At 68.7% G+C, this 25799-nt stretch carries 31 protein-coding genes; 28 read left to right on the top strand and 3 right to left on the bottom strand.

Translation table 11 applies throughout. The features are described from left to right. Positions 1–28: 28 nt before the first annotated feature. Positions 29–2284: a phage minor capsid protein gene (locus ABTY04_RS14440; protein ID WP_352213689.1), complete on the top strand. Its 2256-nt coding sequence runs from the start codon at positions 29–31 to the stop codon at positions 2282–2284. Positions 2285–2735: 451 nt separating this feature from the next. On the opposite strand, the gene ABTY04_RS14435 is transcribed toward ABTY04_RS14440, so the two are convergent. Then, positions 2736–3227 (bottom strand): hypothetical protein, encoded by a 492-nt coding sequence (locus ABTY04_RS14435; protein WP_352213688.1) that lies wholly within the window; start codon positions 3225–3227, stop codon positions 2736–2738. A 256-nt stretch (positions 3228–3483) separates the two neighbouring features. Here ABTY04_RS14435 and ABTY04_RS14430 point away from each other — a divergent pair, with 256 nt between their 5' ends. From ABTY04_RS14430 to ABTY04_RS14345, 18 genes are all read left to right on the top strand, one after another. Next, positions 3484–4173, top strand: coding sequence for a hypothetical protein (locus ABTY04_RS14430; RefSeq protein ID WP_352213687.1), 690 nt, complete (start codon positions 3484–3486; stop codon positions 4171–4173). A gap of 17 nt (positions 4174–4190) precedes the next feature. Further along, complete coding sequence (locus ABTY04_RS14425) at positions 4191–5201, top strand: major capsid protein (RefSeq protein WP_352213686.1); 1011 nt, start codon at positions 4191–4193, stop codon at positions 5199–5201. Further along, a complete protein-coding gene (locus ABTY04_RS14420) occupies positions 5201–5452 on the top strand; it encodes a hypothetical protein (RefSeq protein WP_352213685.1) in 252 nt (83 codons plus the stop codon). Before ABTY04_RS14425 ends, ABTY04_RS14420 begins: the two co-directional genes overlap by 1 nt. A gap of 2 nt (positions 5453–5454) precedes the next feature. After that, complete coding sequence (locus tag ABTY04_RS14415) at positions 5455–5850, top strand: hypothetical protein (RefSeq protein WP_352213684.1); 396 nt, start codon at positions 5455–5457, stop codon at positions 5848–5850. Beyond that, a complete protein-coding gene (locus ABTY04_RS14410; protein WP_352213683.1) occupies positions 5844–6167 on the top strand; it encodes a hypothetical protein in 324 nt (107 codons plus the stop codon). The genes ABTY04_RS14415 and ABTY04_RS14410 overlap by 7 nt, the downstream gene beginning before the upstream one ends. Continuing rightward, positions 6164–6511, top strand: coding sequence for a hypothetical protein (locus tag ABTY04_RS14405; protein ID WP_352213682.1), 348 nt, complete (start codon positions 6164–6166; stop codon positions 6509–6511). Before ABTY04_RS14410 ends, ABTY04_RS14405 begins: the two co-directional genes overlap by 4 nt. Then, positions 6508–6939: a minor capsid protein gene (locus ABTY04_RS14400; RefSeq protein WP_352213681.1), complete on the top strand. Its 432-nt coding sequence runs from the start codon at positions 6508–6510 to the stop codon at positions 6937–6939. Before ABTY04_RS14405 ends, ABTY04_RS14400 begins: the two co-directional genes overlap by 4 nt. A 12-nt stretch (positions 6940–6951) precedes the next feature. Next, positions 6952–7473: a phage tail tube protein gene (locus ABTY04_RS14395; protein WP_352213680.1), complete on the top strand. Its 522-nt coding sequence runs from the start codon at positions 6952–6954 to the stop codon at positions 7471–7473. Then, positions 7473–7961, top strand: a complete 489-nt coding sequence (locus ABTY04_RS14390) for a DUF7426 family protein (protein WP_352213679.1) — start codon at positions 7473–7475, stop codon at positions 7959–7961. Before ABTY04_RS14395 ends, ABTY04_RS14390 begins: the two co-directional genes overlap by 1 nt. A gap of 233 nt (positions 7962–8194) precedes the next feature. Beyond that, the gene (locus ABTY04_RS14385; protein WP_352213793.1) at positions 8195–10606 is read left to right on the top strand and encodes a phage tail tape measure protein; all 2412 of its coding nucleotides are present in this window, start codon (positions 8195–8197) and stop codon (positions 10604–10606) included. Positions 10607–10609: 3 nt separating this feature from the next. Beyond that, complete coding sequence (locus ABTY04_RS14380; protein ID WP_352213678.1) at positions 10610–11443, top strand: phage distal tail protein; 834 nt, start codon at positions 10610–10612, stop codon at positions 11441–11443. Positions 11444–11546: 103 nt separating this feature from the next. Then, on the top strand, positions 11547–12584 hold the full coding sequence (locus ABTY04_RS14375; protein ID WP_352213677.1) for a hypothetical protein: 1038 nt from the start codon (positions 11547–11549) through the stop codon (positions 12582–12584). Beyond that, on the top strand, positions 12584–13570 hold the full coding sequence (locus tag ABTY04_RS14370; protein ID WP_352213676.1) for a hypothetical protein: 987 nt from the start codon (positions 12584–12586) through the stop codon (positions 13568–13570). Before ABTY04_RS14375 ends, ABTY04_RS14370 begins: the two co-directional genes overlap by 1 nt. A gap of 35 nt (positions 13571–13605) precedes the next feature. Then, entirely contained in the window at positions 13606–15150 is a 1545-nt protein-coding gene (locus tag ABTY04_RS14365) for a collagen-like domain-containing protein (RefSeq protein ID WP_352213675.1), read from the top strand. Between the two features lie 21 nt (positions 15151–15171). After that, on the top strand, positions 15172–15417 hold the full coding sequence (locus ABTY04_RS14360; RefSeq protein ID WP_352213674.1) for a hypothetical protein: 246 nt from the start codon (positions 15172–15174) through the stop codon (positions 15415–15417). A gap of 70 nt (positions 15418–15487) precedes the next feature. Further along, positions 15488–16279 (top strand): peptidoglycan-binding protein, encoded by a 792-nt coding sequence (locus tag ABTY04_RS14355; RefSeq protein ID WP_352213673.1) that lies wholly within the window; start codon positions 15488–15490, stop codon positions 16277–16279. 75 nt (positions 16280–16354) lie between these two features. Next, positions 16355–16618, top strand: coding sequence for a hypothetical protein (locus ABTY04_RS14350; RefSeq protein WP_352213672.1), 264 nt, complete (start codon positions 16355–16357; stop codon positions 16616–16618). Further along, on the top strand, positions 16615–16869 hold the full coding sequence (locus tag ABTY04_RS14345) for a hypothetical protein (protein WP_352213671.1): 255 nt from the start codon (positions 16615–16617) through the stop codon (positions 16867–16869). The genes ABTY04_RS14350 and ABTY04_RS14345 overlap by 4 nt, the downstream gene beginning before the upstream one ends. Positions 16870–17426: 557 nt before the next feature. On the opposite strand, the gene ABTY04_RS14340 is transcribed toward ABTY04_RS14345, so the two are convergent. Next, on the bottom strand, positions 17427–17627 hold the full coding sequence (locus ABTY04_RS14340; protein ID WP_352213670.1) for a hypothetical protein: 201 nt from the start codon (positions 17625–17627) through the stop codon (positions 17427–17429). Then, positions 17624–18061, bottom strand: a complete 438-nt coding sequence (locus tag ABTY04_RS14335) for an ATP-binding protein (RefSeq protein WP_352213669.1) — start codon at positions 18059–18061, stop codon at positions 17624–17626. Before ABTY04_RS14335 ends, ABTY04_RS14340 begins: the two co-directional genes overlap by 4 nt. Before the next feature lie 287 nt (positions 18062–18348). On the opposite strand from ABTY04_RS14335, the gene ABTY04_RS14330 reads away from it, so the two are divergent. The 9 genes from ABTY04_RS14330 to ABTY04_RS14290 all read left to right on the top strand — a co-directional run bounded on the left by ABTY04_RS14330 (position 18349) and on the right by ABTY04_RS14290 (position 25765). After that, positions 18349–19158: a helix-turn-helix domain-containing protein gene (locus ABTY04_RS14330; protein WP_352213668.1), complete on the top strand. Its 810-nt coding sequence runs from the start codon at positions 18349–18351 to the stop codon at positions 19156–19158. Positions 19159–19168: 10 nt separating this feature from the next. Continuing rightward, complete coding sequence (locus ABTY04_RS14325; RefSeq protein ID WP_352213667.1) at positions 19169–19369, top strand: DUF397 domain-containing protein; 201 nt, start codon at positions 19169–19171, stop codon at positions 19367–19369. A 259-nt stretch (positions 19370–19628) separates the two neighbouring features. After that, positions 19629–20045, top strand: a complete 417-nt coding sequence (locus ABTY04_RS14320) for a hypothetical protein (RefSeq protein ID WP_352213666.1) — start codon at positions 19629–19631, stop codon at positions 20043–20045. Next, positions 20042–20857, top strand: coding sequence for a DNA glycosylase family protein (locus ABTY04_RS14315; RefSeq protein ID WP_352213665.1), 816 nt, complete (start codon positions 20042–20044; stop codon positions 20855–20857). Before ABTY04_RS14320 ends, ABTY04_RS14315 begins: the two co-directional genes overlap by 4 nt. Continuing rightward, complete coding sequence (locus ABTY04_RS14310) at positions 20838–21953, top strand: radical SAM protein (protein ID WP_352213664.1); 1116 nt, start codon at positions 20838–20840, stop codon at positions 21951–21953. Before ABTY04_RS14315 ends, ABTY04_RS14310 begins: the two co-directional genes overlap by 20 nt. Positions 21954–21967: 14 nt before the next feature. Then, positions 21968–22099: a hypothetical protein gene (locus tag ABTY04_RS14305; RefSeq protein ID WP_352213663.1), complete on the top strand. Its 132-nt coding sequence runs from the start codon at positions 21968–21970 to the stop codon at positions 22097–22099. 82 nt (positions 22100–22181) lie between these two features. Further along, positions 22182–22982 carry a phosphotransferase family protein gene (locus ABTY04_RS14300; RefSeq protein WP_352213792.1) on the top strand — a complete coding sequence of 267 codons (801 nt, stop codon included), beginning with the start codon at positions 22182–22184 and terminating at the stop codon, positions 22980–22982. Between the two features lie 429 nt (positions 22983–23411). After that, on the top strand, positions 23412–24146 hold the full coding sequence (locus ABTY04_RS14295) for a helix-turn-helix domain-containing protein (protein ID WP_352213662.1): 735 nt from the start codon (positions 23412–23414) through the stop codon (positions 24144–24146). Next, positions 24143–25765 carry a tyrosine-type recombinase/integrase gene (locus tag ABTY04_RS14290; RefSeq protein ID WP_352213661.1) on the top strand — a complete coding sequence of 541 codons (1623 nt, stop codon included), beginning with the start codon at positions 24143–24145 and terminating at the stop codon, positions 25763–25765. The genes ABTY04_RS14295 and ABTY04_RS14290 overlap by 4 nt, the downstream gene beginning before the upstream one ends. The last annotated feature ends 34 nt before the right edge of the window (positions 25766–25799 follow it).

The following is a 25799-nucleotide window of genomic DNA, read 5'->3' as shown; positions in this document are numbered from 1 at the left end:
ACGCCGCGGCCGACATCGGGGGGTGGGGATGCCTATTCACCCGGGTCTCGTCGAGGACCTGTCCGCTGGCGTTCGAGACCTCTACGCGGACGCCGAGCAGCGACTGCTTGGCATCGTCGCCCGCCAGTTGGCCGACGGGTTCGAGGCCCCAGGGTGGGCAACCAACAAACTCAGGGACGTGCAGGCTCTGCGCCGCGGTGCGCAGGGTGTCGTCGACGCCCTCGCCGACGCGGTGCGGCTGGATGTGTTCGACGCCGTCGGCGAGGCGTACAACGTCGGCGCCCGATCCGGTCTCGCCGAGCTCGGGGCTCTGCACGACGACGACCTGTGCCGGATCGCCGAGACCACACCGAACACGCGCGCCGTCGATCGCCTCGCCGCCGAGACCGTTGATCTCGTCACAGCCACGCACCGTGGGATTCTCCGCGGCGTCGAGGACGGGTACCGGCAGGTGATCGCCGAGGTGTCTGCGACTCCCCTACTCGGCGTCGACACCCGCCGCCAAGCCACCCAAGCCGCGATGTCGCGGTTTGCCGATCGGGGTCTGCGGACGTTCGTCGACCGCGGCGGGCGCGCGTGGCAGATGACGAGCTATGCCGAGATGGCCGTACGGACCGCGACCGGGCGGGCCGCGGTCGAGGCGCACGGCGACAAGCTGCGCGCCGCCGGCCTCGACCTCGTGATCGTCAGCAACGCCCCGCACGAGTGCCCGCTCTGCAAGCCGTTCGAGGGCAAGGTGCTGTCGCTCGACGGACCGGGCGGCGCCCGCACGGTCGAGGTCGAGCACGCCGTTGAGGACGGGCGCACCGTCCGCGTAGAGATCGCGGGCAGCGTCGAGGAGGCGCGGCAGCGCGGTTTCCAACACCCCAATTGCCGACACTCCCTTTCCGCGTTCCTCCCCGGCGTGACCCGGGCCCCGGTCGAGCACTCCGAAGACCCCGACGGGTACGAGGCCACACAGCGGCAGCGCGCGATCGAGCGCGGCATTCGCCGTTGGAAGAACCGCGCCGCCGCAGCGACGACCCCCGAGGCACGTCGGGCGGCCGAGGCGCAGGTGCGGAAGTGGCAGGCCAAGCAGCGCGCCCACCTCGCCGATCACCCCGAACTCATCCGGCGCCGCGAGCGCGAGCAGCCCGGGGCGGGCAACCTCCCGAGCACGGCGCCGCGCCCGCCGCAGGACGCGTTCGAGGCCGCGCGCGTGCGCTCCGGTGACGAGCGCACCCTGCCCGAGATGACCGACGAGCAGTTCGGCGCCGCGATCCGCCCGGGGGTGCTCGATCAGCGGGACATCGACCGCATCCGCGGCGAGGCCGAGCGACGCGACGAGCAGGTGCTGCTCGACCGCATCCGCCCGAACGGCAAGCTCGCCGACAATCTCGCCGAGTTCTCCGATGACGAGCTCGCCGCCGTCGCCGTCCACCTGGGCGACGACGACATGCTGCGGGTCATGGGCGAGGTGGACCGGCGCGACATCGACGCCGCCATGCCCGGCATCCGCGGCGACCTCGTCGGCATGTCCGAGCGCGACCTCGCCACCCGCGCCCGCAACGTCGAGGGCGACCGGGCGGCGGTCGGCGCCGAGATCCATCGCCGCCGCTCACTCGCCGAGCTGTCCTCGGCCGGCCGCCTCTCCGGCGACCTCGCCGACCTCGGCGACGACCTGCTCGTGTGGGGCGTGCGCTACGCCTACCCCGAGGACGCCGAACGGATCGCCGCCGAAATCGACCGCCGGTACCCCGCCCCGCCCCCGCCCGCCCCCGCGGGCGCACGGGTCGCCGACACCCTCGCCGCCCGAGACGCCCTCGACGACGCCATGCACCCGATCAGCCTCGAAGATCCGCCGCCCGTGAACCCCGACGAGTGGGGGGCGTACGGCGCCAACGTCGAGCGCGGCCCGGACGGTACCGAGCACATGTCCGCCACCGAACGATGGGTGTACGAGCGCGAGCTCGAAGCCCGTTCGGCGCGCGGGGCGTACAGCCGCGCCGAGATACGCGAGATGTACCAGGAGCACATTTATGTGCAGTGGCTCGCCGCCGAGGACTACACCCGCGGAAACCTGCTCAACCGCAAGGCACGGGCCGCCGGCGTCGCCCCGGGGATGCTGTTCAAGGGCCCGGCACACGTCGCATACGCCCGCGCGAGCGAAGACCTGATCAGGTTTTGGGAAGACGTTTCGCCCCGGATCACGCTCGCCGAGTTCACCGAGCAGGTAACCGGCGTGAGGACCGGCGCCGGCGAAATCGCCCGCAACGCGCGCGAGGACCATCGCCGCAAGTTCTAGGGGGTGATCCGTTGGGATTCCGCGAGCAGGCGCTGCGCGCCCGCCGGGAGGGCGCCACCGCCGCACGCGCTGGCCGGCCACCAACCGACGCCCCGCGCTACCCCGACCCAAGGCTCAAGGCCGCGTGGCTCCGCGGCTATGTCGCTGCCGAACTATTTGCCGTCGGGCTCGAATTTCCAAGTGACATGGACTGAAATCGAGCCACTTTGCAGGCTCCCCCGCAGAGCCTGAATGATGTCGACAATGTCTTTCCCCCTTCCTATCGTTTGCACTCTCCACTGGCGCCCTTGATCACCGCTGATCCCTTTCACCCTGGCACCCCTCGTTCCAAGTTCCTTAAGCGCATTATTTAGATATATCTCGCCCTGAGTCAGTTCATGAAGCTCCGGTGCAGCGACGTAGATTTCAGCACTCCAGACACCCCCGAGCGGGTCACCTCCAGTGCACATAATTACCCCTTCGCGACAACCGTCCCCAGAATGATGGAGACCTCGACAAATAGGCAAGTGACGGCAGCTACGTACAAGACCTTAAACTTGTACACCTTGCGCCCATTCCCCTGGATGCGTTCAAAGAGCGCTCGCACTGAGGGTTCATCTATGGCACGCCTTCCCGCATTCCAGCGGTCAGCGTTAAGCATGTCCCTCAAGTCCGGCCCATAGAAAACAGTCACGGGCCACATTATGGCCATGACCAAAGTCAACTGAACTGTAACTACAGCCCAGAGCGCGATAGACACCGGCCAGGGAAACGCCGAAGCGGCATCTCTCCCCAGCAGCCCGACAGTCGATGCGAATGTCACGATGAACGCTGAAATGACAGATAGTCCGCTGGCCCTATTCCGCAGGTTTCCGATTGTTGCATTCTGTTCAGCGAGATACTTCATTGCCGTTTTCCAGGCCAGCTCAATATACTCGCGCGAGGGATCAACCGGAGCGGTCATCAGGCACCATCTTCAGGGGATTACGACTGCGCCCAACGGGACGGGAAATTACTAGCAACTCCATCACCTGTTTGAGCGACTAGGTCGCACACGACTATTTATGCTGACGCACGACGCCACGTGACATTTCAAGCATGCCTCTTGGCTCGGCGCGTCACCACTCGGGCCAGTCGTGCAGAGCGTCCCCGGCGCTCTGCACGAGGCCCTGAGTCGCCACAAAGGCCACTTACCCTTTTCTTCGGAGAATTGATCACGCATGCTCGAAACAAGTCTGCCGGTGCACCCGAGCACCGGACAGCGCGCCGTTTATCGCTCCCCCAAGACTGGTCGTCTGTTCTGGCCCGTCAAGGGCGGCTCGGGGGAGGGCGGCGACCCCGCCGGCCCGCCCCGTCCGCCGTCTGGTGACCCGAACCCCGCGCCGCCCGCACCGCCGGCCGCCGACCCCGCCGCCGAGCAGCAGCTCGCCGACGCCATCGCCCGCGCCGAGCAGGCCGCCGCTGAGCGCGACGAGCTGCGCGCCGCACTGGACGCCGTGACCCGCGCGCTCAACCCCAACGGTGGCGAGGTCGAGCAGGACCCCGCCGCCCTCACCGCCGCCGTCGCCGAACGCGACCGGCTGCTCACCGAGAACGCAACCGCTCTTCGTGGCGCCCGGGTTGAGCTCGCCGTCGCCCGCGCCGCTGCCGACCAGGGCGCACGCGGCGACCGCCTGCTCAACTCCCGCAGCTTCCTTACCTCGGTCGCCGATCTCGACCCCGCCGACGCCGGTTTCGACGATGCGCTCACCACCGCGATCAAAGTCGCGGTCGACGCCGACCCCGACCTCTACCGCACCGGACCCGCAGGGCCGCCCCGCGGCGGCGCCGAGTTCCACGGCGCCCCGGCCGACGAGCGCCGCCCCGCGTCCCTGCACGACGCCGTCGCCGCCCGCATGAGCGGTGCCTAACCCACAGGAGAACCGTTTTGCCTACCTCCCTTGCCGAGGCGCGCAACAACGCGCAGGACGACGTCGACGTGCAGGTGATCGACGAGTTCCGGAAGTCGAGCGACATCCTCGACCGCCTCACGTTCGACAACACCGTCTCGCCGACCGGCGGCGACACCCTCACCTACGGATACCGGCGACTGATCACGCAGCGGTCGGCCGACTTCCGCGCGCTGAACACCGAGTACACCCCGGCCGAGGTGCAGACGCAGCGGTACACGGTCGACCTCGTGCCGCTCGGCGGAAGCTTCCAGATCGACCGGGTGATCGCCCGCATCGGTCCGGCCGCCTCGGGCGCCGTCACCCTCAACATGCAGCAGCTCATCAAGGCGAGCCGCGCACGGTTCGCCGATGCCGTGATCAACGGAGACAAGGCCGTCGAGACGACCGGGTTCGATGGTCTCTCGAAGATCCTCACCGGCAGCTCGACCGAGTACCTGCCCCTGAACAACGGCGTCACGGCCGGTTTCGTCGACTGGACTGCGGTCAACGACAAGGCCGCGGCGCTCGCAGCGCAGACTCACATCGACAACTGGCTCTCATCCATGGATGACGCCCCGGATGTCATCTACGGCAACCGCAAGACCCTCAGTCTCTTCAAGCGGATCGCAGCATGGACAGACCAGATCGACAAGAGCACCGACGCGTTCGGCCGCCCGGTCACCGCATACAACGGAATCCCGCTCGTCGACCTCAAGTCGAAGGCCGGCAGCAACACCGACGTGATCAGTCTCGTGACCCGCGACCCGGACGGCGCCGGCGGGGGCGGCAACGTGACCGGCCTCGGCGACCTGTACGCCGTCCGGTACGGCCTCGATGGCTTCCACGGCGCATCGGTCGGGGGCGGCTCCCCGCTGGTGAACACCTGGCTCCCTGAGTTCGACCGGTCCGGCGCCGTCAAGACCGGTGAAGTCGAAATGGGCCCGGTTGCCCCCGTCCTCAAGGCGACCAAGGCCGCCGCCGTGTTCCGCAACATCAAGAGCGCGTGATGCCCATGTCTCCCGTGCGCATCACGGCCCCGGTCACCGACTTCACCGGCGAGGGGCCCGGCGGCGTCCAGTTCACCGAGGGCACCGCCACCACCAGTGATCCGGCCGTCATCGGCTACTGCCAAGGCGCCGGCTACGCAGTCGAGCCCCTCGGCGACGAACCGCCGGATACCGAGCAGAGCAGCGAGCAGGACGGCCCGGCCGACACCACGTCGACGGGCCGTTCTGCTCCCCACAGCAAGAGGGGGTGATCGTGGCCCGCCAGCCCTACGCGACTCCCGAGCAGCTCGCCGCATGGACCGGACAACCCGCCCCCGCCGACGCCGAGCGACTCCTCGCACGGGCCGGCGAGGACATCGACTCGGCCCTACTCACCGCGATCTACCCCGTCGACGAGGACGGCGACCCCCTCGACCCCGAGGTGCGCGCCGCCCTCGCCAACGCCACCTGTGCGCAGGTCGAGCACCAACTCGCCAGCGGCGACGACGGAACCGGCGCGGGCGGACAGTGGGACTCGGTCAGCATCGGCCCCGTGAGCTTGTCGGGGCGCAGCTCACGCACCGCGGCGGCCGGCGTCGAACTCGCTCCGCGCGCCGACCGGGCGCTGCGCCGCGCGGGTCTGACCCCGGGGCGGGTGATCGGATGGTGACCCGCGTCCCCGAGGTGCTGCTGCGCCACCGCATCCGGATCGAGCCCTACATCGGCGAGTCCGCATACGGCCCGCGCTACGGCGCCCTCGCCCCCGAGGTGCCCGCGCTCGTCTCCCCGTCCGTCCGCATGGTCCGTACCCCCGACGGACGCGAGGTCACCAGCAGCGCGCAGATCATCGCCGCCCCCGACATCGACTGTCCGCCCGGATCGCGCGTCACCCTGCACGACGGCCGCGTGACGACCGCGCTCTCGATCACCCGCCACACCGCCCCCGGCCTACCGGTCCCGGCCTGCTCGGAGGTGATGTGCGAATGAGCCGCGCCCGCCTGCGCTGGACCGGCGACGCTGCCACCGCCGCGATCAAGCAGGCCGCCACCCGCGGACTGCTGCTCAGCGCCGAACATGTCCTCACCGCCAGCAGGCAGCGCGTACCGATCGCCGAGGGCACCCTCGAACGGTCCGGCGCGACCTCGGTCGACGAGACCACCATGACGGCCGCCGTCAGCTACGACACCCCGTACGCGGCGCGCGTTCACGAGGACATGACCGCCCGGCACTCCCCCGGCCGAACTGCGAAGTATGTCGAGGCAGTTCTGCCCGAGACCGCGGGCGAGGTGCAGGCGCTCATCGCAGCGCAGATCCGGCGCGCGCTGCGATGACCTACACCGTCGACCTGCTCGACGGTCTCGCCCGCCTGCTGCACGAGCAGGGCGTCGGCATCTACCGCCCTGACGGTGTGTACGCCGCGGGCGAGACCGCGATCACGATCGCTGCTCTTCCCCCCGTCCCCGACCGCGTGATCTGCCTCGCCGCCTACCCGGTCACCGACTCCCCCGTGCTCACCGACACGACCACCGGGATTCAGGCGCGCACCCGCGCGGGGGCCGACCCCCGCGAGGTCGACGCCCTCGACGACCAGGTGCACGAGGTGCTGCACGGCAGCGGCCCGCACCGCTTCGGCGCCGTGCCGGTGCAGCTCGTCTTTCGCGTCTCGGCCGCCCCGATCGGAGCGGACTCGGCCGGCCGCTGGGAGCGGTCCGCGAACTACTACGCCCGCGCCCATCGGGCGCACCCCCACCTCGAATAAGGAGGCGCCCACTTGAGTACCCCGACGCCCCCGGCCGAGACCGTAACCGCGCTCGCCCGCCGGTACCGCCTTGAGCTGGACATGGGCACGACGCCCGGAACCCCGATATGGACGCTCGTCCCCGGGGTCACAGAGTTCACGCCGAAGATCGAACCGACGCAGCAGGAGGTGACGACCTACGACGCCGAGGGGTGGAGTGAGCAGGCTGTGACCATGCTCGCGTGGTCGATCGAGACGACGATCGCGCACCGCGCCCACCCCACGACCGGCATTTTCAACGCCGCGCAGGAAGCGCTGCGCCGCGCGTCGCGCTCGTTCGGCGCCAAGTCCTATGTCCGCGTGCGGTACTACGACCGCAACGGCGCCCCGGACGCGCAGGAAGGTTCCGCCCTCGTCACGTGGGAGCCGGACGGCGGGGGCCCCGACGAGGTCGACACGATCAAGGTCACGCTTACCGGGTCCGGTCCGCTCGTCGAGATCACCAACCCCGCGGCCGGTGGCGGAACGTTCGCCAAGAGCGGGGGTGACAGCTAGTGGCGTTCGAGGAACTCGGCGAACTGCTCGACGAGTCGATCGAGCTGCCCGTCGCTGGCCGCCTCTACACCGTGCCCGCGCCGTCGGCCGAGATCGGCCTGCGGACACAGGCGCTCATCCACGCCGCCGCGGTCGCCGCCGATGGTGGACGCGCCGACGAGCAGGTGCTCGGCGACGCCGCCGAGCGCGACCTCTACCGCGACGTACTCGGGCCCGCCCACGACGAGATGATCGCCGACGGCGTGAAGTGGCCAACCCTCAAACATTCGGCGATCACCGCCATGGTGTGGATCGCGCAGGACAAGGCCGCGGCCGAGCGCTATTGGACCGCGGCCGGCGACCCTTCTCGACTGGCCCCGAACCGGGCGGCCCGCCGCAGCCAGTCGGGTGCGGCGAGCTCGACCCCGTCTCGGGGCTCTACGAGTGGTACGAGTACCCGCCCGGCGCCCGCCTGCGGCGCGGGCAAGAAGGGCCGCAAGCGTCACTGACGTGGGCGGCGATCCTCGCCGAGTGGCCGCTCGTCGAGGCTGATCTGCACGAGGTCTACGGCATCGACGTAGGCGACCCCGGGCTGCTGCAAGCCCGTTCCTGGCGATGGCTGCGCGTGCGCATCCTCGCCCTTCTCTCGGCCGAGTCTCGCCTCGCCCGGGTGCTCACACCTCCGCCCGACTCCTCCCCCGCGGGAGGTGCACCCGCCAGGAGGTGACCACCCGTGGCCCTCATGGTGGGCGAGCTCGCCGCAACGATCACGATCGACGACTCCGGCGCAGATGCCGGAATGGCCCGTGCCCGCGCCGCGGTACAGGCGGGCGGCGATCAGATCGCCGCCGCCGCGGATCAGGCCGGGCAGGAAGCGGGCGATGCCCTCGGCGACGGTCTCGCCGAGGGCGCCGCCGACGGTGGCGAGCGCGCGGCCGGCGGCATGGGAACGGCGCTGAAAGGTTTCGCCGCCGCGGCAGTGGGCGGCGCGATCGGTACCGCGCTCATGGGCGGCATCGCCGAAGCCATGGACCGGGGCAAGGTCGCCGGCAAACTCCAGGCACAGTTGGGCGCTTCGGGCCCGGTGGCCAAGGAGTACGGCGCGGTTGCCGGACAGCTCTACTCGGGCGCGATCGTCGAGTCGGTCGCCGACGGCGCCGAAATCCTGAAGGGGATCGCGCAGCAGGGTCTGTTGCCGCCCGAGGCGACGCAGGGCCAGATCAAGACCATGGCGACGCAGGTCGCCGATACGGCCTCGGTCCTGGGCGAGGACGTCGGGAAGGTCTCGCGCGCGGTCGGCGTGATGCTGAAATCCGGCATCGCGAAGAACGCCGAAGAGGCGATGGACGTCCTTGTAAAGGGCAGCCAGAACGGAACGAACGCGGCCGAGGATCTCCTCGACACCTTCAGTGAATACCCCACGCAGTTCCGCGACTTGGGGCTCGACGCACAGACCGCGATGGGCCTTATGCAGCAGGGTCTGCAAGGGGGTGCCCGAGACGCCGATACCGTCGCGGATACCCTGAAGGAATTCGCGATTCGCTCAAAGGACATGAGTAAGACGTCCATTGACGCTTTCACGTCGATCGGACTCAACGCCGACAAGATGGCGGCGACGTTCACCAAGGGTGGACCGGAAGCATCGAAAGCCCTCGGGGAAGTGCTTACCCGAATCAAGGCAATCAAGGACCCTGCCGAGCGGAATGCGACCGCGGTCGCCCTTTTCGGAACCAAGGCCGAGGATCTACAGCAGGCCCTTTTCAAGCTCGACCCGAAAACCGCTGTGGCCGCTCTCGGCAACGTCAAGGGCGCGACAGACGCAGCGGGCGACGCAATGCGCAACAATGCCGCGACCAAGTTCGAGGCATTCAAGCGGGCGGCGATAGACAAAGTCGTCACCGTCCTTGGAAACAACGTTGTACCCGCCCTCGAAAAGGCTGCCGACTGGATCGGCGAGGGTGGCCTCGGCGGCGCGCTGCGCGCGTCCGTCGGGTGGATCTCCGAGCATTCGACGGCACTCTCGATTGCCGCCGGCGTGATCACGCTCCTGATGCTGCCGACGCTCGTCGCGCTCGGCATCACTGCATGGACGACGACCACGGCCGTTGTCACCGGTTGGGCCACTCAGACCGCGGCCGGCGTAGCCGCTGCAGCCAGGTTTGTGCTGGTCAACTCCATGATGTTGGCGGGTTGGGTGGCGCAGGGCGTGAGCGCCGGCGCCGCCGCCCTGCGGGTGGTCGGGGCATGGGTTCTCATGGGCACACAGTCCCTGATTCAGGGCGCCCGGATGGCTGCTGCCTGGCTTCTCGCCATGGGCCCGGTAGGGCTCATCATCGCCGCCGTAGTCGGCATCGTCGCGCTAGTCGTCGCCAACTGGGACACAATCGTTTCGGCGACATCGGCCGCTTGGGATTGGGTGTGGGACAAGATCAAGTGGGCCGGTCAGGCGATCCTCGATTTCTTCCTGAACTGGACGCTCGTCGGCCTGATTATCAAGCACTGGGATTCCATCAAGAGCGGGACCGTATCCGCATGGAATGCAACCGTCGAATGGGTGCGCGGTATCCCGGGCCGGATCGTCGACTTCTTCCTGAACTGGACGCTCGTCGGGCTGATCATCAAGCATTGGGATTCGATCAAGTCAGGCACCGTGCGCAAGGCCGGGGAAATGCTGGATTGGGTCCGGGGCCTGCCGGGAATGATCGCGGGCTACTTCGGCAATTTCGGCTCGATGCTCTACGACAGCGGCCGTGATCTGATCTACGGGCTGTGGAACGGCATCAGGGGCATGGGTAGTTGGCTGCGTTCAACCCTCATGTCTTGGGCCAAGAATTTGATTCCGGGGCCGATCGCAAAGGCACTCGGAATCCATTCTCCGTCGCGTCTCATGCGAGACAAGATCGGCAAGTTCATTCCGGCGGGCATCGTCGAGGGCATCAAAGCGGGCGCCCCCGCGATCGACCGCACCATGCGCAGCCTCGTCTCGGTACCCTCCGGACCGCAGTTCGCCACCGCCGGCGCCCCCACCAACAGCGGCAGTGCGGGCGGGGGTTGGGGCGGCCCGGCAGTCCATATCGAGAACTGGAACGCCGGTACGGCGACCGCGGATCAGACCGCGACGGCGCTCGCCTGGCACGCCAAGGGCAGGGGGTGACCGATGGCCGCGGGTGATCGCGTCACCGCCCCCGGGCACGTCCAGTTCGGCGAGCTGCTGCTCGGCCCCTACACCGCCTACCGGTGGAAGAACCTCACCGGGTGGGAGGACTCCCCCGGCGTCGACTCGGGCACCGTCCCCCGGTCTGACGCTCACGGCGCCTACCCCGGACGGCTGCTCGCACAGCCACGGACGATCACCCTCGACGACATCGTGATCCGTACCGAGCCTCGCCGGATGGGCACCGCCGTGCGCTCCCTGCGCGCGGCGACCGCGCTGCGCGAGGACGAGCAGCCGCTCGTCGTGATGCTCGACGACGAGCCGCCGCTGCTGTGCTTCGCGCGCTGCCTGCGCCGCTCGATCCCCGTCGGAGTAGGCGGGTACGCGATCGGCGTCGTGCAGGGGGCGGCGCTCCAGTTCGAGGCGACCGACCCCCGCCGGTACAGCCTGATCGAGCAGCAGGCCGAGACGCGCCTGCCGTCGTCTGGCCTGCCCTCACCGCTGCACGCGGTCAACGCGGGTGACGCGCCATCGCACCCCGTCATCACCGTCCGCGGCCCTCTTTCCCTGCCATCGCTGACCAACACGGGAACGGGTCAGGTGATCGAGTACGACATCGACCTCGGCGCCGCCGACACACTGCTCGTCGACACCGCCGCGGGCACGGTCACACTCAACGGCAACGCGAGTGCCCTAAACACGGCGACGGCCCGCTCGGCGCTGGAGCAGCTCTACACCCTGCCCCCGGGCCCGTCCTCTCTCCTCTTCCGCACAGCACCGGGCGCCGCCGACCCCAGAGCATCGGTATCGGTTCGGTGGCGCGCAGCGTACTGGTAGGCCAATCCGCGCCGTCCCACGAGGAGGTGATCACCTGCCCGCCCCGTCGTATCGCATCGTTCTCTGCGACCTGCGCACCGACCAGGTACGCGACGCTCTGCCCGTGAGCGACGTGTCGCTCGATGACTACCTTGGCAAGATCGGCACGGCCACCGTAACGATCCCCCTGCCGAATCGGCAGCTCGCCGCCCGTGCCCGCGCGGCCCTCGATCTCGGCCGTACCGCGATGTGGATCGAGCGGGGCCCTGACATCTGGTGGGGCGGTATCCCTTGGACAGCCAACATCACCAGCGACAGCAGGGGGAATCTCGGTCTGAAAGTTCAGGCTGGCGGTTGGGCGTCCTATCTGGATCACCGGGCCGTGTTCCACACGCAGCAGGCCACCGCTGTTGATCAGTTCGACATCGTGCGGGGCCTGATCGCCTACTCGGCGAACCTCGCCGGCGGCGACATCGGCATCGAGTACGACGCAGCGCAGATGTCCGGTATCCGCCGCGACCGCACTTATCGACGTTACGACCAACCCCGGATTCGCGAGCTGATCGACCAGCTCGGCAGCGTCGAGAACGGGTTCGAATGGCGCATCGCCAGTGTCCGAGACCCTGCAACCGGCCGGCGGATCAAGCAGCTACAACTCGGGTCCCCCGTGATCCACACCGGTCAGTCTGACATCGTCCTCGACCATCCCGGCCCGATCCTCTCCTACGACTGGCCCCTCGACGCGACCGTGCGCGCCAACTCCTGGCAGTCCCGCGGTGCGTCCGACAACAAGAACCAGACGGCCGAGTCCCTGCCGATCATGACCGAGCTGCTCGTCGACGAGGCACAGCTCGCGAGCGGGTGGCCACGACTGGACGGGACATCCGACTACACCACCGTTACCGACCGGGGCACCCTCGCCACCCACGCTCGCGCAGACCTCGCGGCCGCCACCGCCCCGCGCACGATTCCCGAGCTGACCCTCGCACTCGCTCAAGTCCCGCTCTCACCCGCGCTTCTCGGCGCGACCGTGCGTGTGCGCATCCGTGATCTGTGGTGGGCCGAGGGGCTCGACATGCGGTACCGGCTGGTGGGCGTCGCGATCAGTCCGCCCCTGCGCGGGCGACCCGAGACAGCAAAGCTCTACCTGGAGGCCGCCTAGTGGCAGCAATCCCCCTCGACCTGCTCGACCGCATCCGTGAACTTGAGCGGAAGGTGCGCGAGCTCACTGGTCGAGCCAACATCCGGCCGGCGCTCGACGAGATCACGCACGGGCACGTACGGATCGCCGAGGGCGGCACGCTCGACGTGTACGCACCCAACGGCGTCAACCTGTTCGGGGTGGGTGACTTCGGCCCAGAGTTCACTCACCCCGATGGCTCGCCACAGCAGGGCGTCGTCATGTCCCGTGAGGACGGATCGGTTGCCTTCTCGATTTGGGCGGACCGATCGGGCGACCTTGGCGGCGCCGGATCTCAGGCAATCAGCCTGTGGGACCGAGCGGGAAACATCGTGTTGAGCGATGAGACCACGACCGGATGGGGCGTGGGCACTCCATACCTGCCGCTCGCGCTGCATCCTGTCGGCCTCGACCCGATCGTGTCGAGCAGCGAATACACGAACCGATGGTTCGGCACCTTCCCCGCGCAACAGCCCGTCGCATCGATCCTCCTGGAGGTCGGGGCCGGTGGCGGCTCGACGGCGGACGTCACTGTGCAGTACCGCACCACCGATGAGACGGGGTTCACCGACATCGGAACCTACTCGGTCACGGCACCGCCGACCGTGGCCAAGTGGGACACCCGTTGGGTGACGTTCCCTCTCGACCGCGCGCAGTGGCTGCTGACCTGTTTCGTTCGCGTTCAGATCCGACAGCGGTCCGGCAGCAACGGGGTGACGGTCAACTTTCTGGGCGGCCATACCCGCCGAACCGTCTCCCGGGACGAGGTCCCCGATCCGCGTCCGTCACAGACCGTCGCCGCCCGCCGTTCGAGCGCGCCCACCGACCCCGGCCCACTCCACGGCATCGCAGACCCCACCCCCGCACCATCCACCGGCGCCACGACTTCCCCGTTCACGCAGTCTCCGCCGGCCGCAGCAGACCCCCCGCCCGAGGCACGCCCGGGGCTGCGCACCATCGACGACTAAGGAGGCTCGCCCTGCTGCCCCCGTCCATACCTACCGTGACCGTGCGCGCCCGATTCCTCGCCCCCGATGGCATTCCGCTGTCGGGGGCGCTCGTCTTCCGAGCCCCCGGCCAGCTCACCTTTTCGGCGGCCGACGTCATCCTCGGCGGCCCCGTGACCGTCCCCCTCGACGCGCAGGGCGCGATCGAGGTCACCCTGCCCGCCACCGACGCCCCCGACATGGACCCGAGTGGTTGGGCATACATCGTGACCGAGCAGCTCTCGGGAATCCCCGTGGGCCGCTCGTACAACGTCCTGTTGCCGCGGGCGCAGGCCGAGGTCGACCTCGCCGACATCGCCCCCACGGACCCGAGCAAGCCCAATTACGTCGGGGTCGTCGGACCGACCGGCCCGCAAGGGGCGGCCGGCGCCCCCGGCTCCCGGATCTACTCCGGCTCGGCGGCCCCGGGCGCTGCCCTCGGCCTCGACGGCGACGTGTACATGCGGTACGAGACAACGACCGTCCTCGGCGTCACCTCGACCACTGTCTCGACGTGGCAGCGGACCGGCGGCGCATGGGCGCAGCTCGGCGGCGATCTGCGGGGCGCGGCCTGGTACGTCAACACGGGCAGCACCCCGAGCGCAGGACTGCGCGCTGGCGACCTTTTGCTGCGCAGCGATACCGGCGACTTCTTCCAGCACTCCGGGACCGGGTGGGGAACAGCCAGGGGGAACCTGCGGGGCCCGGCCGGCCCGCAAGGATCACAGGGTTTACAGGGCCCCAAGGGCGACCCCGGAGCAGGCTCGGTCAACACCGTCAACGGCTCCCCGGGCCCCGACGTGACGATCAGCGTCAACGGCAAGTCCGGAACCGCGATCACCCTTGCGGCGGCCGACGTCGGCGCACAGCCGACCGGAACCGCCATTCTGCTCACCGGGACGCAGACCGTCGCCGGCGCCAAGACGTTCAGCACCGCGCCCTCGGCCTCGGCTGCCCCGACCGCCGATACCCACCTCACCCGCAAGAGCTACGTCGACGGGCTCGGCGGAGGATCGTGGCTCCCCTCCGACCTCGGGTTCGCAGGCTGGACGTTCGACCCTGCCCTGACCGGAAGCGGGCAGAACCTGCTCGCCGGATACGTCTACCTGTGCGGGATCAACCTGCGGACGGCGACCACGGTCAACGGCGTCGTCTTCTACTCGTGCGGGTACGGGGGTGGCGCCCTCAACGCGAACAGCTTCGCCGGCCTCTACACCGCCGCCGGGATCCGCGTCGGTGTCACCGCCGCGCTCTCCGGCATCTTCACCCCGAACGAAGGCGCGACCGTTGTCTGCCCGCTGACGGCGGCCTACTCGGCGCCCGCCGGGAACTACTGGGTCGCCATCGTCACCAACGGACAGACAGCGAGCCCCTACAACGGCCCCGTCCTGGCCCGGGGCGCCAACCTCGGCAGTTCCCCAGCAGGCGCCGCCGCCATGCCCGGCGGATTCCGCCGGGCGGCCCGCCTCACCGCGACCGGGCAGACCAGCCTGCCCGCCTCGTTCGCCCCCGCATCCGCCCTGACCTACGACGCAAACGCCCTATGGGCCGCAGTCAGCTAGCCATCAAAGGAGACACCGCAGATGACCATCACTTCCGCCGCCCTCAACTGCTCCCGCAACAGCGACCCGACCAAGATCGCCGCGTACGTCGAGCTGCGCGTGACCGACCGCGTCGGGCTCGACCCGTACGACGGGCTGACCGACGCCGAGCGCGAGTCCTTGCTCACCGCGGCACTCTCCGCCGCCGTCGCCGCGCTCCCTGCCCGCTTCGTGCAGGCATCCGGCGACTTGATCACCGAGACCGTGACCGAGGTCGCCCGCCGCTGAACCCCGCCCGCCCTGCCTCCACCCCGAGCCATCCGGCCCGGGGTTTTTTCATGCCCAAGGAGACCCGCTCTTGCAGTTCGTCACCCGCGCCCAGTGGGGCGCCCGCCCCTCCCGCTACGACCTCGCGTACATCGGCAGCACCCGAGGCGTGAAGATCCACTACGAGGGATCGCCGGTCCCCGCTTCCCTGGCTCGCCCCGAGAACCACGGGCAGTGCTCCGGCCGCGCCCGTGCGATTCAGGCGAGCCACCTCGCCAACCGGGAAGAGAACTACTCCGACATCGCGTACAACGCTCTCGTCTGCCCGCACGGTGCGGTGTTCGAGGGCCGCGGCGCCCACCGCAAGACCGGTGCGAACGGCACCTCGGCGCTGAACAGTGCCCACTACGCGGTTTGCGCCATGGTCGGCGACGAGGGACTCACCGAGCCGACCGACGTGCAGCTCAACGGACTTCGCGACGCGATCGAGTGGCTCTGCGAGGACGGAGACGCCGGCGACGAGATCCGCGGCCACCGCGACGGCTACGCGACCGAGTGCCCCGGCGGCCCGCTGTACGCATGGGTGCAGCGCGGCGCCCCGCGTCCTGGTGGCGGGGGTGGTACCCCGTCGCAGCAGTTCGAGCCGTTCCCCGGTGCCCAGTGGTTCCGCAGCGAGCCGCGATCGGCCGTCGTAACGGCCATGGGGCGCCGCCTCGTCGCCGAAGGCTGCTCCGCCTACCGGGAGGGCCCCGGTCCTCAGTGGACCGAGGCCGACCGGCAGAGCTACGCCCGGTGGCAGCGACACCTCGGCTACTCCGGCGCCGACGCCGACGGATGGCCCGGCCCGACGTCATGGGCAGCTCTCCGGGTCCCCAAGGTCTGACCCTCCCCCTACGCCCCGCCCGCGACCGCGGGCGGGACGCCCCTGTCTCCCACCCCGAAGAAAGAGGAACCGCCCATGACCGACGCGACCCGCCGCACCGTGCGCACCGTCGTGCAGACCGTGCTCGCCCTCGCCGCCGGCCTGCCCCTGATCATCGATGCCGCGGGCATCCCGCAGACTGCCGCCGGCGTCGGCCTCGCCCTCGCCGTCGCAGGTGGCGTAACTCGCGTCATGGCGCTGCCGGTGGTCGAGGCCCTGCTACCGCAGTGGCTGCGCGCCGCCCCGAGCGCCGACGCCGAGCTGCTCGCCCTCGACCGGAAGACCGGCGGGCGCCCGTGACCGACCCTTCCCCGTCCGACGTCGCCCTCGAACTGGAACGGCTGCGCGGCGTCGTCGAGGCGGGTTTCGCCCGCATCGACGGCTCGCTCGCGCTGCTCGTGCAGCGATCCGACCAAGTCGACAGGCAGCTCGCCGACCACGAGGCCCGCCTCGACGCGCTCGAAAAGACCCGGTGGCCGCTCCCAAGCGTCCTCGCCCTGGTCGCCGTGATCGGCCTCGCCCTCACCCTCTGGCAGACCGCCGCCCACTGAACGCAGTGCGCCCCCGCCCCAGCCTCGTGCCGGTGGCGGGGGCGCCCTTTTCGTTTTGGAGACAGGCGAGGGGGCCCTCGACGGTGCACTCGTCGAGGGCCCCTGCCGCGGCGTCACCGTGTGCGCGATCTACACGACCGCCGACACGGGAGGTGCTCCCCTTCCACGGCCGCCCGCCCCCGCGAGGGAGGCGCTATCCGGGCGGGCAGCGTGGACTGTGCCGCGCGGTTTGGCATGGCACCCGCGCGGCGCTGGTGCCGGAATCCTCGGGGCGGGCGGCGCCCCGTACCCCGGGGCGGGTGGCGCCGCGACCATCGGAGCGGGCGGCGCCGCGACCATCGGGGCCGGTGGCGCCTCGACCGTCGGAGCGGGCGGCGCCTCGACGAATACGACGACAGGCTCTTTCCAGCAGTAGCAGCGATACCGCATTCCGGGGCGGTCCGGCGCCGGCGTGACTGCCCGCTTCGCGCTCGGCAATGAGGCCCACACCGCCATGAGGGCAAGCAGAGCGAGGCTTACGCCGATCGAGATCGCGCCGACGAGCACGGGACCGAGGTTCATTCGGCCGCCTCGCTCACTGCGCCGCGGTCGCAGACGAACAGACCGAGCAGCTCGGCTAGTTCGAAGGCAAGTCCGCGGGCATCGCCCTCGGGCACCTCGCAGATCGGGGTGCGATTGCGGTCGAGCAGCCATACGGCACGCGGCGCGCCAGCGACGGAGGGACGGTATACGGCCCCGATGTTCGGTTCGCTCTTCACGCCGCCCCCTGGTAGCCGATGCTGAACCCGAAACGCTTCGCGCCAGCGCTGTTGGTGGCAACGTCCCACCGATCAGCCACCCTCGATACGAGAAACAGCCCTCGGCCGTTCTCTTCTCGCCAGGGCGGGGCGGTCCGCGGCACCCTGGGCAGCCACTCGGGGCGGTCATCGTTCACCCACACGGTGAAGCAGTCCGAGGAAAGCGACACGTCGACCGTGATCAGGTTGGTGCGTGTGTGGAGGTAGGCGTTTGTGACCACCTCGGACACGCACAACTTCGCCTGTTCGACGATGTCCTCGTGCCCAAACGCAGTGAGCAGTACGGCCACGAGCTCACGGACGATCTTCGGTGTCGTCGCGGCTCGGGGGGCGGCCAGTCTGTAGCTAACGCCCAGCTCGGGCGGGGGCACGGAGGGTAAAGCGCTAGTCGTCATTTCGTCGTCTCCCAACGCGGTCGGGGCGCGTAAGGGCAACGGTCCGTGTCCCTGGCCACCATCCCCGGGGCACCCTCAACGGGCGTACAGGTGGCTGCACTTCGGACCGCCACACGCAGTGAGGCGCCACCTCGAAGCTAGGGCACAACATAGGGACGGCGCAACAGTGGGACGGCCGTCGCATCAAGACGGGTGGACCGGGATGCCGTCGGGACGGCACACTCATACGCGGAAGAGAGGGAGGGGCCATGCCGCCAAGGAGTTACCCAACCGCCCGACAGAAGAGGTTGGGCGCCGAGCTGCGCAAACTGCGCGAGCGAGCCGGCATGAACGGAGCCACTGCCGCCGCCTTCCTGGGCGGAGAGCGCGCCCAGATCAGCCATATCGAATCCGGCCGATACGGCGTGAGCGACGAACGCGTTCGCCGACTCGCAGCGCACTACGCAGCCACGGACCGTCACCTTATCGATGCGCTCGCGAGAATGGCAGAGGAGCGCTCCAAAGGCTGGTGGGACGACTACCGCGGAATACTCTCTCCAGGGTTCTTGGACGTCTCCGAACTCGAATTCTACGCGACATACATCCGTGTCATTCAGATGCTTCACGTCCCTGGCCAATTCCAGACGGAAGCGTACGCGCGAGGTCTCATTCGCAGCGGCGTTTCTGACCTTGCGGCAAGCGAAGTGAGCACTCGCGTAGAGCACCGGATGCGACGCCGCATCGTCTTCGACCGGCCCAACCCCACCCCGTTCGAAGCGTTCATTCACGAGGCGGCCCTACGTATGCGGTACTGCGACGCCGCGACCATGCGCGAACAGCTCGAATTTCTCTGCGAAGCCGCAGAGTGGAAATCTGTGACTATCCGCGTCATTCCTTTCGATCGCCAGATTACCGGATCAGTACATTCTGTACTCTACGCAGGAGCCGATATCCCGGCGCTCGACACAGTCCAGATTGACAGCGCTTTCGATAGCGGATTTCTGGACGCAGAACCTCAGCTCACCAGGTACCGAGAGTTGCTCGAATCAATCGAGTCAATCTCACTCGGGCCTGAGGAGTCGAGTAAATTCATTCACCGCATCGCTCAGGAAATGTGAGTCAAGGCGCATGACCGACCCAATCAACTGGCAGAAGAGCTCGTTCTCGGGAGCCGATGACAATCAGAGCTGCGTCGAGCTGGCCCCTGTCGCCGGCGGGATCGCGATGCGGGAGAGCGACGATCCGAACGTGATCGTCACGACGTCCGTCGAGAAGCTCCGCGCGTTCATCCTCGGCGTGAAGGCAGGGGAGTTCGACCACCTGATCTGACGAGTTTCGACGGCCAGCGCCCCTCACCGACACAGGTGAGGGGCGCTTGGCATATGCCGGTGCAACTTTGGGACGGCGCACCATTGCGACGCGCGTCCCAATGGCGCTACGGTCCCGATGTTGCACCGGTGACTGCATGTGCGCCATCGGTGACAACTCTCCCTTGCCGTGCGCCGGTTAGGGAGCGTTGGACGGGCCCTCTATCGCCCCGCTGCTCCGCGGCGCTAGGGGGGTCCCATCGCTGCGGAGGAGGCAAGCCGTGTTCGCTCAACTCGCAAGACCGGAACGGCAGACCGCTCTCGTGCTCGCCGCCGAACGCGGCTATTGGTGCGAGGCCCTGCTGCACCACTCCGACGCGGATCTGCCTCCCGACCCGCGGTCGTTGAGCCTGCTGCCCGATCCGATGTCCGCGATACGCCTGCTGCGCCTACAGCTACGGCAGAACGCACCGTTCGGCCTCGACATCAACGAACTCGCCCGAGCCGCGGCGTGGTTGGAAGACGGATGGGTGCACGCCATCGGCGCCCTTGCGCGGAATGAGCCGTGCGGTTTCAGGGTGAAACTCCCGCAGGGCGAGTACCTCGAATGGGTCATACGCCCCGTGAACGTGTACGTCGCCACGCCGACCGAGTCCCCCCAACAGCACCCCACCGCACGTAGGGAATTACGCCGTTGAGCACCACCCTCGTAACTGATCACCCGGCGTGGGTGATGCCCCAGGGCCTCAACGGGGAAGCGCTGCGAGTCGTCGAGTACAAGGGTGTTCCCTGGCTCGCCCACTGGCAGGGCGTCGGCCTCGTACTGCGCCCCCTCGGGACTGATGACGCCGAGGCCCCCACGATCACGTACACATCCGCGATCATGCTTCCCCGCCAACGCGAGCAGGACCGCCTCGCGCACGCCCTCGCGCAGCTCGGCACAGTCGCCCGACTCACCACGCCGGACCTGTGGGACTCGATCACCTCGGCGATCTTCCATCACTTCGGACGAGCCAGGCAGGGCGCTGCCCTCTACCGCAGGTGGTGCGCGACGTTCGGCCGCTCGCACGACACGTTCGCCGGCCCCCTGGCCATGCCCCCCACAGCCGCCACGGTCCTACATCTCAGCGACGAGGGGTTCGACGCGATCCGTCTCCGGTTCTACAAGCCGCTATTGCGAGCAGCAGCTCGGGCGTACGTCGACAATGCCGAGGAGTGGCAGGCCCTCGAACCCGACCGCCTGTTCAAGGCGCTATGCGAGGTGCGCCGGCTCGGCGAGTGGACGGCCGCCGCGGCTGTCGCCGACTACACCGGCGATTTCTCCCTGTACCCCCACGCCGACCGCGCGCTACGTACCCGAGCCCTCCGTGCACAGCCTGATCTCGACCTGCCCAAGGACGACGCCGCATTCGTCGCCCTCTGGCGCTCATGGGCGCCGGACCGCGTCGAGCTGCACACCCTGACCCTGTTCACTCTCACGTGGGGGGCCCATGCCGTTACCTACTCATGAACTGATCGTCGCCACGTTCCTCGATCAGTTCCTCGTCTTACGCCCAGGGGACGCGAGAGGCGTCAAGATCAAGGGGCACCACTACCTCGAACTGCGCCAGAGCGCCGAGGACAACAGCCCGATCCCCACATGGCTGCACACCGCCGCGCGTAGGCAGTGGGGCCTCGACCTCGACGGAAAGCTGTCGAGCAGCGCCCTACTCGTGCGCGACTACTCCCCCCACGGGCACGGCCGCGCCTCGTACGAGGTCAACAACGGATGCAACTGGGCGTGTCCTCACTGCATCTACGGCGACAAGAGGCACGAGGGTCTGCCCTGGGAGCCGCGGCAGAAGCTGCTGCACATCCTGCGCGACGCGGGCGTGCTGTGGATCGAGCTCGGCGGCGGCGAGTGCACCATCGACCGCCACTTTCCCGAGACATACGAGCTCGCCTACGACCTCGGCATGATGGTGGAGATCCTCACCAACGGCTCGACCCTGTTCCGGCCGCACATGCTCGACCTGCTCACCACTCGTCGCCCGTACCGCATCACCATGAGCGTCTACGGGGCCACCGAAGCAACGTTCGACGGATTCACCCGGCGCCGCGGCGCGTTCAAGAAGTTCATGCGGGGACTGTTCGCAGCGCGCGAGGCTGGTCTGCCGCTGTCCCTCAGCGTGGTCATCACGCAGGAGAACGCGCACGAGGCCCCCGCCATGCGCCGACTCGCCGCTCAGTACGCGCCCCGCGTCCGCGAGTACAGCCACATGTCGCCGAGCTTCGCCGGCGACGTCGAGCCCCTCGCGCAGCAGGCCCCCGAATACCTGCACGCCCGTACCCCCTTCACCGGATGCGACGCCGGCCACACGTCCTTGAACGTGTCCCCGTTCGGCATGGCGAGCGTCTGCAAAATCTCCCGCGACCAGACGATTCCGCTCCTGCGGGACGGGGTCGCGGGTCTGTCCCGGCTCGGAGGCATCGCCGACCAAGCACTACAGCGTCAGGGCGGCTGCACCGGGTGCAGCCTCCAAAAGAGCTGCACCACCTGTATGCCGCTCGTGAAGCTGTACCGCAAGGCCGGCTCGTCTCTGGACCGCTACTGCCAACACGCCTGAAAGGAGGTGAACCCATGAGCATTGCTGTCGCCGTACAGATCACCACGCGGCCGGCCATCGACGAGGAGATCGAATTCGTCGCCGACCTCGACGCCGTCGCCGGTAACGAGGTGATGCGCGGCTGCGGGGAAGACAACCCGTACTAGGCCGCCACACCACACCGGGGCCGCCCGCACTGCGCGGGCGGCCCCGGCACCGTTTCAGTCCTACACTCCCGCCGTGGTGACCATGAGAATGCATTGGGAAGACCTACCGACCGCCACCCGCGACGCTGTCGCCGCCCGCACCGGGCCGATCTATGCGGCCTCGACCGCCGACAGCGGACTGAACAGCGAGATCGCCGCCACCCTCGACACCCGCGCCGGCCGCATCTTCGTCAAGGGGCTGCGCCGCGATCACCCTCGCGTGTGGACACAGAAGCGCGAAGCCACCATTAATCCGTACGTCGCCCCACTCGCGCCCCGCCTGCTCTGGACCATCGAAGTCGACGAGTGGAACCTGCTCGGGTTCGAGCACCTCGACGGCCGCCCCGCCGACTACCGCCCCGGAACGAACGACCTCCCACTCGTCGCCGAGGCGATCATCACCCTCTCCACCGTGCGCGCCCCCGCCGACGTCGAGCTCAAGCAGATCGAGCAGCGGCTCGCGGGCTACGTCGACGACCCCGACGACGCCGCGCTGCTGCGGGGCGACACACTGCTGCATACCGACTGGACACCCGACAATGTCCTGATCGTCAACGACACCGCCCGCGTCATTGACTGGGCTTGGCCCACCCGCGGCGCCGCATGGATCGACGCAGCCTGTTGGGTCGTCTGGCTCGTGTCCGCCGGCCACACGCCCGCAGACGCCGAGCTGTGGGCAGCCAAGACCCCCGCATGGGCCACAGCGCCCGCCCGCGCGCTCGACGTCTTCGCCTCGGCGCAGAAGCGCCTATGGGCCAGCATCGCGGCCGACGCGCCCGAGGTCGCATGGAAACAAGCCCTCGCCGCAGCCGCGGAGCAGTGGTCCAGCTACCGCCGACAGTGACAGGGGAAGCCAGAAACGGCACCTGGACGCAGCCGCCGGCAGCCGCCTCGCGGAGGCGGCGGCCGGCTGCTGCTCACTCGGCGGTATCGGGCCGTGGTTCCGCCACTACGCCGAGGTGCCGGTGCAAGTCGTAGCGTGACACCTTGTATGCGCGCCCATGGCGCAGGACCCGCACCGGATACCGGTCGGTCCGCGCGAGGTGATACCCGGTCGTCCGGCCGAGGTGCAGCGCCCTATTAGCGGTCTCCAGCGGAACAGCGACGGGAAGCGTCATCAACTCGTCGTGTGTCATCCCCTGCTCAGTGCTGCTCATCATCTGCCCCCTGTGACATCGGTGTGCACGCCGGCCGCTTGATGCCGAGTAGTGCGAGATCAGCAACGTACCGATCAACACTGGCGTATTGCAATCGACAACGCTAGGTTTGCAATATGCACAGCCACCAGACGACGGGCGACCTGATCGCCGAGCAGATCCGCCGGCACCGAGAACGACTCGGCATGAACCGCCACGACCTCGCCGCCGAGTGCGCGAGGCTTGGGCGCCCCGATCTCACCTTTGCGGTGCTCACCACCATCGAGACCGGCCGCACGGGTAAGGACGGAAAGAAGGTCCGTCGCCCCGTGGCCGTCGACGAGCTACTCGTGCTCGGTCTCGCCCTCGCCGTGCCCCCGCTGCTGCTGATGCTTCCGCTCGGGAGCGAGCAGGCAGTGCCCACCGTGCCGAACCGCGATCCTCGCGACCCGTACACCGTGTGGCGCTGGTGGACCGGTGAGGAGACACCGACGCTCGGCGGCCCGATCGACGGCCGCTACATCGCCGAGTCGCAACCCATCGGCGAGAACGGGCCGAAATGGGCCGCGGCTTGGGCGTCAGCGGCCTATCCGGCGTCCATGTACCCCGAGTTCGAGCGCCGGCGCGACGCGGTCCACCGGGCCTACCTACGCGCCGAGACCGCGCACGACAAGCGCAAGACCGACAAGGAGGGACACGTATCCGCACAGACCGACTACCTGCACCGCCTCGAAGAACTCGCCCGGCACATCAACGACATGACCCTCGCCGGCCTACAGATCCCCCAGCTGCGGCCGGACCTGATCGAGGACATGAAGGGGCTCGACATGCTCGACGACCCCGACCACATCCAAACGAGAGGTGATGAATGACCGCCACAATCACAAAGCGCTGCGGGTGCCGCGACCCGCAGACCGACAAGCAGCTCGGCGCTTCCTGCAAGAAGCTCACTCAGCGCACCCACGGCGTGTGGAAGCTGGTTCACCCGTTGCCGCCCCGCGAGGACGAGAGCCGTCGCCGGTTCTTCCGCAGCGGCTACGAGACCAAGGCAAAGGCGCAGACCGACGCGAACGCCCTCGCCGCCCTGCTCGACATCGCCGACAGGAGGTCGGACCCCGACGGGCGCCGCCGCATCGCTGACCTGCTCGAAATGGTCTCGACGAGCGGAGAGAGCATCCCGGACTACGACGAGACGAAGCGCCGGTTCGCGACCGGGCAGTCACTCACTCAGCACATGACCGTCGCCGAGTGGCTCGACACGTGGCTCGCCGGTAAGAAGGCGCTCCGCAAGAGTGGTGAAACCCGGTATGAGGTCGACATCAGGTGCCACCTGAAACCGCGGATCGGGCACGTCCGCCTCGACAGGCTCACCGTGCAGCACCTCGACGAGATGTTCGCGGGCATCGCCGAGACCAATGCCGAGATTCACGACGCCAACTTGCAGCGCCGCGCCGCCCTCGACGAGCTGAAAACGATCCCGTGGAAGGGGATAGAGAACCGAGGCCGCCGGAAGTTCCTGAAAGCAGCCATTGAGGAGATGGGGCCCTTCCGCCGTATCACCGGCCCGTCGACACAGAAGCACATCCGCGACACGCTGCGGGCCGCGCTGAACACCGCCATCGCTCGCGGGGCGATCACCTTCAACCCCGCGTCGTACGTCGAGTTGACGGCGGCGAAGCGGCCGAAGGCGATGGTGTGGACTGATGAGCGGGTCGAGGCGTGGCTGCGGACCGGCGAGCGGCCCTCGGCGGTCATGGTGTGGACACCCGAGCAGGCCGGCGAATTCCTCGACTACCTCGCCGACACAGAGCACCGGCTGCTGCCCCTGTTCCATCTGATCACGTTCCGAGGTCTGCGGCGGGGCGAGGCGTGCGGCGTCCGGTGGGCCGACTACTCCATAGCGGCGCGCTCGATGACCATTGCGACGCAGCTCGTGCAGGACGGTTGGGAGGTCATCGAGAGCCTGCCGAAGACTGACAGCGGCGAGCGGGTGTTCTCGATCGACGAGTACACCGCCGAGGTGCTCGACGCCCACCAGACCAAGCAGGCGGCCGAGCGCTGCCAGTGGGGGCCGGCGTGGATCGAGTCGGGCCGGATGTTCACCCAGGAGGACGGCGAGCGGATTCACCCCGGGTGGCTGACCGACCAGTTCGAGCGGCTCGTCGAGCTCTCGGGTCTGCCGCCGATCCGCCTGCACGATCTGCGGCACGTCGCCGCCTCGCTCATGCTCGCCGCCGGAGTCGACGTCAAGATCGTGTCCGAGACCCTCGGGCACTCCGACTCCCGGATCACTCGGGACATCTATCAGTCGGTCATGCCGAAGGCCGCCGCCGAGGCCGCCGAGGCGACCGCCGCCATGGTCCCGCGCGGAGCAGCCCGATTGCCCAAGCAGAAGGCCGTCGAGGCAGTCAACGAGCAGGACGGCATCACGTCGGCATCACATGAGGGAGCGAAGATCATCGCGTTCCGCCCCCGATTGGTCGGGGCATAAGAAAAACCCCAGGTCACGGCGAGTGAGTCCTAGG

The sequence above is a fragment of the Streptomyces sp. NPDC097981 genome (assembly GCF_040302565.1).
Lineage (GTDB): Bacteria > Actinomycetota > Actinomycetes > Streptomycetales > Streptomycetaceae > Streptomyces.
This window is presented reverse-complemented; position numbering and strand designations above follow the sequence as displayed.